General features: G+C 62.5%; 8 protein-coding genes and 3 pseudogenes. 5 read left to right on the top strand and 6 right to left on the bottom strand.

Going from position 1 to position 13,326, the window contains the following annotated elements; translation table 11 throughout:
- Nucleotides 1–7: 7 nt before the first annotated feature.
- From ACQB61_RS07800 to ACQB61_RS07815, 4 genes are read left to right on the top strand one after another with little or no spacing between them, the layout of a single operon-like run.
- The gene (locus tag ACQB61_RS07800) at nucleotides 8–1,765 is read left to right on the top strand and encodes an ArnT family glycosyltransferase (RefSeq protein WP_430512171.1); all 1,758 of its coding nucleotides are present in this window, start codon (nucleotides 8–10) and stop codon (nucleotides 1,763–1,765) included.
- The gene (locus ACQB61_RS07805) at nucleotides 1,746–2,660 is read left to right on the top strand and encodes a phosphatase PAP2 family protein (RefSeq protein WP_430512172.1); all 915 of its coding nucleotides are present in this window, start codon (nucleotides 1,746–1,748) and stop codon (nucleotides 2,658–2,660) included. Before ACQB61_RS07800 ends, ACQB61_RS07805 begins: the two co-directional genes overlap by 20 nt.
- 16 nt (nucleotides 2,661–2,676) lie before the next feature.
- Complete coding sequence (locus ACQB61_RS07810) at nucleotides 2,677–3,438, top strand: glycosyltransferase family 2 protein (protein ID WP_430514323.1); 762 nt, start codon at nucleotides 2,677–2,679, stop codon at nucleotides 3,436–3,438.
- Between the two features lie 37 nt (nucleotides 3,439–3,475).
- A complete protein-coding gene (locus ACQB61_RS07815; RefSeq protein WP_430512173.1) occupies nucleotides 3,476–3,790 on the top strand; it encodes a lipid-A-disaccharide synthase N-terminal domain-containing protein in 315 nt (104 codons plus the stop codon).
- 81 nt (nucleotides 3,791–3,871) lie between these two features.
- Here the strand turns inward: ACQB61_RS07815 and ACQB61_RS07820 are convergent, their stop codons facing one another.
- The 4 genes and pseudogenes from ACQB61_RS07820 to ACQB61_RS07835 all read right to left on the bottom strand — a co-directional run bounded on the left by ACQB61_RS07820 (nucleotide 3,872) and on the right by ACQB61_RS07835 (nucleotide 9,171).
- Complete coding sequence (locus tag ACQB61_RS07820; RefSeq protein ID WP_430512174.1) at nucleotides 3,872–5,554, bottom strand: methyl-accepting chemotaxis protein; 1,683 nt, start codon at nucleotides 5,552–5,554, stop codon at nucleotides 3,872–3,874.
- 176 nt (nucleotides 5,555–5,730) lie between these two features.
- Nucleotides 5,731–6,747 (bottom strand): carbohydrate kinase family protein, encoded by a 1,017-nt coding sequence (locus tag ACQB61_RS07825; protein WP_430512175.1) that lies wholly within the window; start codon nucleotides 6,745–6,747, stop codon nucleotides 5,731–5,733.
- A 94-nt stretch (nucleotides 6,748–6,841) separates the two neighbouring features.
- Entirely contained in the window at nucleotides 6,842–7,969 is a 1,128-nt protein-coding gene (locus tag ACQB61_RS07830; protein WP_430512176.1) for an AbrB family transcriptional regulator, read from the bottom strand.
- A gap of 180 nt (nucleotides 7,970–8,149) precedes the next feature.
- A pseudogene (locus ACQB61_RS07835) lies at nucleotides 8,150–9,171 on the bottom strand (zinc-dependent alcohol dehydrogenase).
- Nucleotides 9,172–9,379: 208 nt separating this feature from the next.
- Between ACQB61_RS07835 and ACQB61_RS07840 the strand changes: the two are divergent.
- Nucleotides 9,380–11,185, top strand: a complete 1,806-nt coding sequence (locus tag ACQB61_RS07840) for an adenine deaminase (protein WP_430512177.1) — start codon at nucleotides 9,380–9,382, stop codon at nucleotides 11,183–11,185.
- A 55-nt stretch (nucleotides 11,186–11,240) separates the two neighbouring features.
- Here ACQB61_RS07840 and ACQB61_RS07845 read toward each other — a convergent pair.
- Nucleotides 11,241–12,211: pseudogene (locus ACQB61_RS07845) on the bottom strand (ABC transporter ATP-binding protein).
- A gap of 52 nt (nucleotides 12,212–12,263) precedes the next feature.
- Nucleotides 12,264–13,326 (bottom strand): annotated as a pseudogene (locus tag ACQB61_RS07850) (ABC transporter ATP-binding protein).

Here is a 13,326-nt window from a genome sequence, read left to right on the forward strand (position 1 = left end):
CAGTCACATGCATGAAACCGAGCAGCAAACAGGCGAGAGCATCGACGGCAGCGCAGGCAGCATCGCACATGCACGCGATCCGCAGCCGCATACGGCCTGGTTGAGGCGGCTTGGGCATGACTTGTTTGCACCTGCATTGCTGCTTCTTCTGGCGCTTTTCATGTTTGTGCCAGGCCAATCGGGCGTTCCGCCGCTCGACCGTGATGAGCCACGCTTCACCCAGGCCACCAAGCAGATGCTCGAAACCGGCAACTACATGGACATCCGCCTGCAGGAGGAGCCGCGCTACAAGAAGCCGATCGGCATCTACTGGCTTCAGGCCGCTGCTGTGAAGATTACGGGCCACGACGCCTCCGCCCCCTTGTGGGTCTACCGGCTGCCGTCTCTGCTGGCGGCGCTGACGGTGGTGCTGGCGGTCTATTGGACAGCTCGTGCCTTTACCGGGCCGCCGGCCGCGCTTGTGGCTGGCATGCTGGTGGCGCTGGCGCTGATCCTTGGTGTGGAAAGCCGCCTTGGCAAGACGGATGCCACGCTTTTCGCCTCCATCGTTCTGGCGCAAGGGGCTCTGGCGCGCATCTATCTGGCGGATGACGCGACGCGCCGCCGCTGGGGGCTCGCACTGGTCTTCTGGGTGGCGCTGGCACTCGGCATTCTGGTCAAGGGGCCCGTGGCGCCAATGATCGTGGGCCTGACGGTTGCCGCTCTCGCCCTGATGCGCCGCCGGATCAGCTGGTTCCGTGCCGCCGCGCCGTTGCCGGGCACTGTTCTGACGCTCCTGCTGGTTTTGCCATGGTTTGTGGCGATCTGGATTGCGTCCAATGGCACGTTCTTTGAAGAGGCCATCGGCCGTGATCTGATGGGCAAGGTTGCGGAAGGTCAGGAAAGCCACGGCGCACCGCCGCTGACCCATCTGGCAGCCATGCTCGTCGTGTTCTGGCCGTTGCCTGCGTTTCTCGCGCTGGCAGCACCGCGCATCTGGGCGCTGCGCTCGCTTCCGCTGGTACAGTTCTGTGCGGCATGGTTCTTCCCGGCCTGGATTGTGTTTGAACTGGTGGCGACCAAGCTGCCCCACTACACAATGCCTCTGCTTCCGGCCCTGGCGCTGCCTGTTGCTCTCGTGATCGTCGACGAGCGGCCAGCCTCCGGCCGGGTCCTGCGGTGGTTTGCAGCCGTTCTGCTGGCGCTGCTGCCTGTGGCGATTGCCGCAGCCTCTGTCGCCGGGCCGCTTTTCCTTGGCGACTGGCCGTCTCCTCCGGGCGTGGTCTTCTGTGTCATTGCGGCGGTGATCAGCTTCTGGGCGTCCATGCGTCTGCTGCGAGGTGATCTGACGGGCGCGCTCTGGCGCTCCTGCGCGGCGGCGCTTGTCATGACTACGGGTTTCTGGGGCTTTGTGGGGCCTGCGCTGTCCACCATCTGGGTCAGTCCGCGCCTTGTGGCAGCAATTTCCCAAGCCGCAGGCTGCGCCCCCGTGACAGTGGCCTCAAGCGGCTTCAGCGAGCCGAGTTTTGTCTTCCTGCAGGGCACGGATACGGTTCTTGGGGCCCCGGAGGAGGCGGCAGCGTTTCTGGCGCAGCAGCCGGGCTCCTGCCGCCTTGCAGTGGTGGAAAGCCGTCAGGAACAGGCGTTTCTGGCCGCCTCAAGCAAGGATGGGCTTGTGCCGGTGCTTGCAGGCAGGGTACAGGGCCTGAATATCAACGGGGGCGGCAGCTTGACCTGGGGCTTTATCTGCCAGGAGCTGCCGCAAGATGAGCGAGCAAGAGGTTAAGCCCCTGATGGCATCCGGTCGTTTTTCCAAGATCCGCAAGCGCTTTGCTGCCAATGTGGCTGCCATCCGCGCCATAATTGCAAACCGCCGTCTGCGGGCACAGGGCGTCCATGTTCCTCTTGCTGCCGGTCAGCGGCCGCAGGACCTGCTGGCGATCCTTCTGTTTGCCTCGGGGCTGGCAGTGGTGCTGCTGGATATTCCAGCCATACCCTGGGTAAGGGCACTGCCGCCGGAATATGGCATGGTTTTCTCCTGGGTCACCGATCTTGGCAAATCCAACTGGATCCTGTGGTCCACCGGCCTCTTCTGTCTCGCGGCTTTGGCTTTCGTGAATGCGAAGACGCTGACAGTGCGGGTGCGCATGGCTGGCGCGATGATCTGGACCTATTCGGCTTTCGTCTTCTACGCCGTTGCGCTCAGTGGTATTCTGGTCGTGATCCTGAAATGGAGCATTGGCCGTGCGAGGCCGAAGCTCTATGAGGTGGCAGGGCCGGTCGACTTCAATCTGTTCGCCTTTCACAGCACCTACACCAGCTTTCCCTCAGGCCACTCAACCACGGTTGCCGCCTTTGCGCTGGCATTGGCGCTGATTTTCCCGGCTTGGCGCTGGCTGATTGCCGCCGTTGCTTTCTGGGCTGCTTTCAGCCGCGTAATGGTCGGGGCGCATTACCCTTCGGATGTTGCGGCCGGTCTGGTGCTGGGCGCAGCGACAACGCTTTATTGCGCCCGCTGGATGGCAAAACGCCGTATCGGCTTCGTGCTGGTGCCCGGCGGCAGGATCAGGCCAATTGCTGGCGGTGTTTCTGCGCGTGCAGCCTTCCGGGCCCTTTGGAATGCGGCCTTGGGGCGCCGGTCTGCAGCCACGCATCCGTCGCCTGCACAGAATGAAGAGTGAGATGCCGATGAGCGGTATGGAGCAGGGCATGGCAGATGCCGGACTTGAGGTGAGCGTGATCGTGCCTGCCAAGGACGAGCGCGACAACCTTCCCATCCTGCTGGATGAAATCGCTGCTGCGCTCGAGGGGCGTGCATTTGAAGTGCTGGTGATCGACGACGGTTCAACTGATGGCACCGACCAGGTTCTGGCGGACTATGCCGCGTCGCACCCCTGGCTGCGGCCGCTGCGCCACGCCCGTTCCGGCGGTCAGTCCTGTGCTGTGCGCACGGGGCTTCGCCATGCGCGGGGGCGGATTGTCGCCACGATTGATGGCGATGGTGAGAACAACCCGGCCTATATTCCGGAGCTGATGGCCGCTCTGGAAGCTGGCGGGCCTTCCGTGGCGCTGGCTGCTGGTCAGCGGGTGGGGCGCAAGGCAAGCCGGGCCAAGCGCATTGCATCCAGGCTGGCAAACCGTCTGCGCGGTGCAATGCTGAAGGACAACACACGGGACAGCGGCTGCGGGCTCAAGGCGTTGCGCCGCGAGGTCTTTCTCCAGCTGCCGTATTTTGACAGCTGGCACCGGTTCCTGCCTGCGCTGGTCATCCGCGAGGGCTATGGTGTGGTGCATGTGGATGTTCTGGACCGGCATCGCCGCCACGGAACCTCCAAATATGGCATTTTCGACCGGGCCCTGATCGGCGCACTTGATCTGCTCGGTGTTTGGTGGCTTCGCCGCCGCCGCAAATCAATCCCTGAGGTTTCGGCCATCGAACCGGCCGCCGGACCCCATTGAGACCACGCCGGAGCGGATCACAGGAGCCGCAATTCAGATGAGTGCTTTGCTTGACTGGCTGCATACGGTTTTCGTGGAGCAGCTGGATGTTTGGATCATCCTGGGCTTTGTCGCCCAGTTCATGTTCTCGATGCGCTTTGTGGTGCAGTGGATTGCATCAGAGCGGGTAGGGCGGTCCATCGTGCCGGTGGCCTTCTGGTTCTTCTCCATCGGAGGCGGCACATTGCTGCTGATCTATTCGATCCAGCGTCAGGACCCGGTTTTCATCGCCGGGCAGGCTCTCGGCCTTATCATCTATGGCCGGAACTTGTGGCTGATCTTCAAAGAGAAGCGTCAGGATCCTACCATTTGAACGCAGCCCCATGGCTGACAAAAATAGAAACGGGCGGGATGGTGATCATCCCGCCCTTTCTGATTTTGCTATGGCCGGCTGTCAGGCAGCGCGGATGGTTCCAAGGAACCGGCTGAGTTCCGAGTTCAGCTGATCTGCCTGCTTGGCGAGATCGGCGGAGAAGTGCAGCACGTCCATCGAGGCCGCACTGGATTCCTGTGCCGCACGCGTCACCGTGGTGATGGCTCCAGACACTTCTGCCGTTCCGCTGGAGGCCTGCTGCACGTTGCGGGCAATTTCCTGCGTGGCGGAAGACTGCTCTTCCACTGAAGCCGCAACAGCACCGCTGATCTCGCTCATCTTGCGGATGGATTCAGCAATGGCCGTAATGGCCGAAGCCGAGTCAGTGGTAGAGAGCTGGATGGAGGTCACCTGCGAGGCGATTTCCGTGGTGGCCTTGGCTGTCTGGTCCGCGAGCTGCTTCACCTCGGCGGCAACCACTGCGAAGCCCTTGCCTGCCTCTCCCGCACGGGCCGCCTCGATGGTGGCGTTGAGTGCGAGCAGGTTGGTCTGGCTGGCGATGCCGTTGATCAACTCAACGATGTCACCAATCTTCTGGGCTGCATCCGAGAGGCTGTGAACCTTGCGGGCTGCCGTATCGGCATCTGTCACGGCCACATTCGACATGCGGTTGGACTGATCCACCTGACCGGCGATTTCACGTACGGAGGCGGTCAATTCTTCAGTTGCAGCAGCAACGGTCTGGACGTTGGCCGAGGCCTGCTCAGCGGCGGCAGCCACTGTGATGGACTGCTGCGATGTATGTTCCGCGTTGGAGGACATGGCCTGGGCGGCCTTTTCCAGGCGGTTTGCAGCGGCCATGACGTTGTGAACGATGCCGCCTACGGCGTCTTCAAACTCCTTGGCGATGCGCGCCATCATCTCTTTCTGGCGTGCTTCGGCGCTGGCCTTCTCCGCATCGGCTTCCTGCTGCAGACGTTCCTTCTGGATGCTGTTTTCCTTGAAGATCAGCGCAGCCTTCGCGACAGCGCCGATCTCATCGCGGCGGTCGGTGCCCTGAACATCGACGGAGTTGTCACCGGCTGCAAGGCGCGTCAGCGTCTGGACCATTGCGGAGATGGGACGCGCAACGCCGTACTGGCTCACATACAAGCCGATACCGATACCTGCGATGATCGCGATCACGGCCGTCACCACCATCGTGCTTGCGGCGGCGATGGCAGAACTGGATGCAGTTTCACGCTGATTCTTCATCATGTCGTTGGAGTAGGTGCTGTAGACCTTCACTGCATCGGTCACGGCCTTCTGGCCCGCAAGAGCCGCTGCCAGGGCACCATTGATGGCCTCGGCGTTGGCGGAGTCTTTCGCGGCTACATCCACCATGGCGATGATGGTCTTGAAATAGGAATCCAGCGCCTTGCGCACATCCCCAAGCTGCTGCATCTGTGCGCTGTCGGCCACTGCTTCAAGAACAGGCAGACGGCTCAGCATTTCGTTTGAACGACGGTCTGTTTCGGCGCGGAAGTCAGAGGCTTTCTCCGGCGTGAGCGCCAGCTGATATGTCATGCGGCTGATGGCAATGATATCGATGCGCAGATCCATCGCTTCGCGCGCGGCCTCTTCCGAGGCTCCGACTTCGGCGAATGACTGGCTGAGGGCGTTGATCTGAGTCCAGGCGACAGCTGCGATTCCGGTCGCGCAAAGCCCCATGAGAATGAGGACCGCCAGAATTTTCTGAACGATCGGAATATGCTTGAGTGCCATCGAGATGTCCTTTTTCTGCCGGAGCGGAAGAATTCAGCCTCTACGATAGAATGTGGTCATTACTGAAGATTTAAGTGAAGATGACAGATTGGTGACGTTGAGGAGCGTATACTAACCTTGCGTTATTTTTGGTGGCAATGATCCTTCTTGACTGCTCTGGGTTGTGATTGGCGGCGCTAAGTTCGTTGGAGCGTCTTTTGCAGCAAGAGTTGAGACAGCCGGCCCTTTGGGCAACTGTCTCCTTTTGCGGCAGCAATCGCAGTTTCAGATGCCAGAGAGTTCGCTTCGGAAGGGGGATTGGCCCCTGCGCGTGAAACCGTGATGGCGGCGACTGCCACCGCGCGGCCCAGTGCAGCCGCAAGGTCTTGATCTGAAATTGCAGCAATTGCAGCCTTGCCGAGCAGTCCTGCGTCGTCCAGCGCAGACAGGAAGCCAGCGTTGAAAGTGTCGCCGGCCCCCACTGTATCCACCACCTCGACCTTGCGTGCCGGAACGGTCACGTCGAGACAACCTGTCAGAGCCCTTGCGCCGTCCTTGCCAAGAGTGAGGATCACGATCTTTGCACCATTGGCAAGCCAGTCTCCCGCCAGTGTCTCGAAGGACGCCCCCGGTGCCAGCCAGTCCAGGTCTTCGTGAGAGACCTTGATGATGTCTGCCTGCGGAATGATGCGGGCGAGGCGCGCCCGGTATGCGGCTTCATCGGTGATGAAACCGGGGCGGATGTTGGGGTCGAGGGAAATCACACGGGCGGGGGCCTCACGTGTCAGAAGAGCTTCATAAGCCGTTCCGCAGGGCTCACCGATCAGGCTGATAGCGCCGAAATGCAGGGCACGTGTCTCTTCCGGCAGCGTTGGAAGATCTCCCGGTGTGATCAGGCGTCCGGCCGAGTTTTCATCGTAGAACGTATAGGTGGCATCGCCATTGACCAGCCGCACGAAAGCAAGTGTCGTCGGGCGTGATGAGCGTATGCACAGATCGGAAGTCACGCCTGAGGCGGCCAGATGAGCCAGAAGCTGCTCGCCGAACAGATCTGTCGAGACGCCGCAGAGGAAACCGGCGCGGTTACCGAGGCGGCCGAGGGCCAGGGCCGTGTTGAAGATGGCTCCGCCGGGTACGGGCAGAAAGGCTGTGCCCTCTGTACCAACAGTCCTCGGCAGCATGTCCATCAGTGCTTCGCCGCAACACAAGATCATCCGCGTTCCTCCCAGTGTCCGGATCAAATCAGCTCCGCACTGCTTGTGCCCCGGCTTTGTGCGGCGTGCAAGGGCTGCAGGAGGCCAGGGGAGGTCAGTCGCGTGGCTTGATGCGTCCGGGAGGACGGCGTTCTATGAGGGAAAGAACCAATGGCGCGAAAGAAATCAGCAGCACGATACGGGCGATGTGGTGGCTGGCCACATAGGCCACCTCTGCCTTCATGGCGAGGGCAATGAGGCTCATTTCGGTGAGGCCGCCAGGCGCATAGGCGAGCACAATCTGCGAGGTTGTCTGGCCTATGACAGCCCCAAAGCCCAGCGCAAACAAAAGTGTTACCAGCAACGTCATCAAGGTGGCGCCGAAGCTGAGGGAGACAGCGTGGATCACCTCGCGCCGTCCGGCCCCCAGAAACCGGCAGCCCATGATCGTGCCCATCAGCACCTGACAGGCGATCACCAGCCCCTGCGGCGGGGCACTGGTGGTGATGCCGGTCACATGGGCGGCGGCACTCAGCAGCATGGGGCCGACGAGGGTTGCAGCGGGCAGGCGCAATTTCATGGCCACAAAGGCGCCGATGACGCCGCAGGCTGTAAGGATGGCGAGATCCTGCCAGGACGGAGGGCCACCTTTTGTGATGGCCGTGCCCACGGTCTGCCCCTCGACGATGCGGAACCAGAAGGAGATGAGGCTGATGGTGACGACAATGCGGGCTGCATGCGCCAGAATGATCTTGCGCTCGTCGCCGCCCAGGTCCTTGCCGAGGCTGACCATTTCCATCAGGCCGCCCGGCATGCCGGAACAAAAGGCCGTGATGCGGTCGAAGCCGCCCACCTTCATGTAAAAGGGAACCGCCAGAACGCCGGAAATGGCGAGATAAAGCGCCAGAAGCCCGAGCGAAATGACCCAGTCTCCCAGTTGTCCTATCAGGGTTGGCGTAAAGCCGGAACCGAGCAGCACACCGATGACGGCGACAAGAGCGGGGCGTATGCGGTTCGGCGGCAGGATCGGTGCACCGAAGATCGAAGCAACCATGGTGAAGAGCATGGAGCCCAGCATCCACGGCAGCGGCATGCGGATCAGCCAGAAAAGGATGCCACCTGCCGCGCCCAGCAGAGCGCCAAAGGCGATGCGGCGCAGGAGTTCCGGGGTCAGGGCGCGAGCGTTTCCTGTGCCGGAGGCTTCCGGGCCAGATTTTTCGCTGTCTGGGTCAAGTCGGGGCAAGGGAAAACTGCGGGTCGGGGAACATCATGGTGAAGGCGCACCGCAGCCTTGTTTGAAGAAAGAAACCCTCCGGCCCCGGTGCACACCGAACTATAGGCAGCTTGTTGCCGTGAGACAACCGCAGCCTGTTCTTCATGCACCGGCCCCGCGGCCGGAGGGATCTCCTGAAGGTTGGGGTCTTCAGGAAATGTCCATGACAATTCGGCCGTCGATCTGTCCGGCACGCATCTTGTCAAAGATCGCGTTGATGTTGTCGAGCTTGTCCATGGCGTAGTGGGCCTTCACCTTGCCATCGGCGGCAAAGGCGAGGGACTCGGCAAGGTCATTGCGCGTGCCGACGATGGAGCCGCGAATGGTCTTGCGGTTGAGCACCGTGTCGAAGATCGGCAGCGGGAAGTCTCCAGGGGCAGGCCGCACAGCGCCATGGTGCCGCGCCGGGCCAGCATGCCGAAGCCTTGCGCAAAGGACTTGGTGGACACGGCGGTAACGAGCACGCCTTCCGCGCCGCCAAGCTTCTGCACTTCAGCCACTGGGTCGGTCGTCAGCGCATTGATCGTCAGATCTGCGCCAAGGCTGCTGGCGAGCTTCAGCTTGTCGTCGCTGATATCGACGGCAACCACCTTCATGCCCATGGCACGGGCATATTGCACAGCCATGTGGCCGAGCCCGCCGACTCCGACGATGACCACGGTTTCACCAGGTTTCGACTCGGTTTCCTTAAGGCCCTTGTAGACCGTGACGCCGGCGCAGAGTACGGGCGCTGCGGGAGCGAATTCGAGACCATCGGGCAGGTGGCCGACATAGTCCGGATCGGCCAGCACATATTCGGCAAAGCCACCGTTAACGCTGTAGCCGGTGTTGTGCTGGTCGTGGCACAGGGTTTCCCAGCCGCCCATGCAGTGCTTGCAATGGCCGCAGGCCGAATGCAGCCACGGCACGCCCACCCGGTCGCCTTCCTTCACGCCCTTGACGCCGGAGCCGACCTCGCAGACGAAGCCGACGCCTTCATGGCCCGGAATGAATGGTGGATTGGGCTTCACCGGCCAGTCGCCCTCGGCGGCGTGAAGGTCGGTATGGCAGACGCCGCTCGCCATCATCTTGACGACAATCTTGCCAGCCGTTGCTTCCGGCTTCAGGACTTCGCTGATGTCGAGCGGGGCGCCAAAGGCCCTTACGACGGCTGCCTTCATCTTCGCAGACATGGTGTCTCCTTCCGGCAAAAGTGCGGTGTGCCGACTGGATCGGATGCTTCAAGGCGGCGGTTCACAATGGAGAATGGCAGCGATGAGGAGGCGGCGGCCTTGCTCCAGATCAATTGGCGGTTGTTTCTTGCTCCGGACTGTGGCTTGACAGCCGGAGCGCCGCACCGAACCATGGTGCAACAGTCAGTTCTTTCAGGAGTTTTCCGCCATGAGCCTGCCGACCTTCAAATCCTGGGCCGAAACTGCCCCGAAGCTCGTCGCGGTGGCAGCCGGGCGGGCGCCTGCGGATCTCGTCATCCGGGGCGGGCGCCTCGTCAACGTGCAGAGCCGCGAAATCCTGAATGGCTGGCAGGTGGCGATCAGTGAAGGCCGCTTTGCCTATGTGGGCCCTGATGCCTCGCACTGTATCGGCGAAGGCACGAGGGTGGTTGAGGCGGAAGGGCGTTTTCTCATCCCGGGGCTGCTCGATGGCCACATGCATGTGGAAAGCGGCATGCTGACACCAGCGGAGTTCGCTGCCGCTGTCATTCCCCACGGCACCACTACGATCTTCCATGATCCGCACGAGATCGCCAATGTGCTGGGGCTGGCGGGCGTGAAGATGATGCATGACGAATCGCTGCTGCAGCCAATCAACATGTTCACGCAGATGCCCTCCTGCGCGCCGTCTGCGCCGGGGCTGGAGACGACGGGCTTCGAGATCTCCGCTGAAGATGTGGCCGAGGCCATGAGCTGGCCGGGCATCATCGGTCTAGGCGAGATGATGAACTATCCCGGTGTCATCAACGGCGATCCGCAGATGCTGGCCGAAATGGCCGCGACCATGGCCGCAGGCAAGACGGTTGGCGGCCACTATGCCAGCCCCGACCGGGGCATTCCCTTCCATGCCTATGTGGCGGGTGGTGCGGCGGACGATCACGAGGGCACGGCGGAATCCGATGCCATCGCCCGCGTGCGGCAGGGCATGCGCTCCATGATGAGGCTGGGCTCGGCCTGGTATGACGTGGAAAGCCAGATTACGGCGGTGACGCAGAAGGGGCTCGACCCGCGCAACTTTATCTTGTGCACCGATGATTGCCACTCTGGCACGCTGGTGAACGATGGCCACATGAACCGGGTGGTTCGCCATGCCATCGCCTGCGGCTGCGATCCGGTGATCGCGCTGCAGATGGCAACGATCAACACGGCTTCCCACTTCGGGCTGGAGCGGGAGCTGGGCTCCATTGCGCCGGGGCGGCGCGCGGATGTGATCCTCACATCCAGTCTCACCGATCTGCCCATTGAGGATGTTTATGCCCGGGGCGTTCTGGTCGCGCAGGGCGGGAAGCTGCTGGCGGACTGCCCGCATTACGACTGGCCGCAAAGCGCCCGTGAGACAGTGCGGCTTGGCAAGGTGCTTGAGGCAGCGGATTTCGCCATTCCCGCGCCTGCCGGGGCCAATGCGGTAAAAGCCCGCGTCATCGGCGTTGTCGAAAATCAGGCGCCCACCAAGGCGCTCACGGCGGAACTGCCCGTCTCTGGCGGGCTGGTGGAAGCCGAAGGGGAGGTTTGCCAGATTGCGCTGGTGGAGCGGCACCGCGCCACGGGCAAGGTGGTCAACGGCTTTGTCTCCGGCTTTGGCTACACGGGAGAGATGGCGATTGCCTCCACCGTTGCCCATGACAGCCATCACATGATCGTCGTTGGCACCAGCCGCGAGATGATGGCGAAGGCCGCCGACCGGCTGGGCGAAGTGGGTGGCGGTGTCACCGTCTGGAAGGACGGCGAGGAACTGGCGCTGGTGGAACTACCCATTGCCGGTCTCATGTCCGACAGCCCCGCCGTGGATGTTGCGGCCAAGGCTGCGGCGATGGTGGAAGCCATGGCCGCCTGCGGCTGCACCCTCAACAATGCCTACATGCAGCACTCGCTGCTGGCGCTGGTCGTAATCCCGGAACTGCGCATTTCCGACCTCGGTCTCGTTGATGTCATCCGTTTTGAAATGACTGATCTGATCATGGGAAATGCGCAGTAGCTACGCTTGACGGTCCCCGCACAAGGCGGGGACGGTTTGGGGGTGTTGCTGCTTCTCACGCTGCCACGTTGGCCGCTTGTGGATGGAAGCAGGCGGAGACGTGGGTGGGCTGGCCACTGGCCGGGGCAAGCTCCGGTTTCTGATTGCGGCAGACATCGGTTGCAAAGGCGCAGCGCGGAGCGAAGGAGCAGGAAACGGGCTTCGTTTCCAGCGCGGGTGGGGAGCCGGGGATGGCGTCGAGCCGCTGGCCCTTCACCACGTCATGCAGGTTGGCTGCCAGCAGGCCGCGCGTGTAGGGATGCTGCGGGTTGCGGATGATCTCGCGCGCCGGACCCATTTCCACGATATTGCCTGCATACATGACGGCGATCCGGTCCGACACTTCGATGGCAACGCCAATGTCGTGGGTGACGAAGATGACGCCCATGCCGAATTCCTTCTGCAATTCGCGCAGCAGCAGCAGGATCTGGATCTGCACGGTGGCATCAAGGGCGGTGGTCGGCTCGTCGGCCAGCAGCAGCTTGGGGCGGCAGGCGAGCGCGAGCGCGATCATGGCGCGCTGGCGCATGCCGCCGGACATCTCATGCGGATAGTTCTTCAGCCGCCGCTCGGGCGAGGGGATGCGCACACGGGTGAGCATGTCCAGCGCCACATCCATGGCTGCCAGCTTGCTCACGCCCTTGTGGCGCATCACGGTTTCGGCGATCTGGTCGCCGATGGTAAAGACCGGATCGAGCGCCAGAGCCGGCTCCTGGAACACCATGGACACCTCGCTGCCCCGGAACGCCGAGAGGGCCGGGCCCTGCAGCTTCATCACGTCGGTGCCGTTCACCCGCACGCTGCCTTCGATTTCGGTGCGGCGGGGCGGCAGCAAGCGCAGCAGCGTTTTCAGCGTCACACTTTTGCCGGAGCCGGACTCCCCAGAAGCCCTAGGGTTTCGCCCTGCTGCATACTGAGGCTGACGCCGTTGATGGCATGAACCGTGCGTTCGCCCTTGAAACGGACGGTGAGGTTGTCGAATTCCATCAGGGGGCGGCAGAGGTCATTGTGCCATTCGCTGTGCCAGTCGCTGTGCTCGTCATTCCGCGGCCTCCTTCAGGGCAAGGCTGTGGCCGGAGGCGGGCTCCAGCATGTGGCAGGCGGCCATGTGGTCTTCCGCTCCGGGAAGGGTGGCAAGCGCCGGTTTCGCCGAGGCGCAGACGCTTTCGGCAAAGCGGCAGCGGGTGTGGAAACGGCAGCCGGTAGGCGGGTTGATCGGGTTGGGCGGATCGCCTGCGAGCGGCGGTTCCATGGTGCGGTTGTCCGGGTCCATGGAGGGCATCGCAGCAAAGAGCGAGGCGGTGTAGGGGTGAGCCTGCCGCTCGTAGATGCTCTCAGCGGGGCCGATTTCCACCACCTCGCCCAGATACATCACCATCACCCGGTCGGAAATGTAGCGCACCACATTCAGATCATGAGAAATGAAGACGTAGGTGAGGCCAAGCTCTGCCTTGAGGTCGTTCAGCAGGTTAAGCACCTGCGCTTCCACGGATTTGTCGAGGGCGGAGACAGCCTCATCCAGGATGACGAGGCGCGGTGCCATGGCGAGCGCACGAGCGATGTTGATGCGCTGGCGCTGCCCGCCGGACAGTTCGTGCGGATAGCGGTGAGCAAAGCGGGCTGGATCAAGGCCTACCTTCTCCATAAGCCGGCGGGCACGGCCCTCCGGGTCGTCCATGCCATGCAGCTTCGGGCCGAAGGCGATGGAGTCGAGAATGGTGAGGCGCGGGTTGAGTGAGGCGTAGCTGTCCTGAAACACCATCTGCACGCCGCGCCGCAGGTCCTTCAGCGCCAGTTCCGCGCCCAGCGCCTCGCCGTCGAAGATGATCTGCCCGGCATCATGCGGGATGAGGCCGATCAAGAGGCGTGCTGTGGTGGACTTGCCACAGCCGGATTCACCGACGATGCCAAGCGTCTCCCTTTTTCACATGGAATGAAACATCGTCCACCGCATGCACGGTGCCGGTCCGCCGGTTGAGAAGGCCGGAGCGGATGGGGAAGTGTTTGGTAAGGTTCTGCGCCATCAGCAGAGGCTGCGCCGGACCGCCGCGATCTTCGGTTTGTGCAACTGCGTCTGCGTTCAAGGCTTTGGTGGCTGTCAT

The sequence above is a fragment of the Pannonibacter phragmitetus genome (assembly GCF_050510895.1).
Taxonomy (GTDB): Bacteria; Pseudomonadota; Alphaproteobacteria; order Rhizobiales; family Stappiaceae; genus Pannonibacter; species Pannonibacter phragmitetus_B.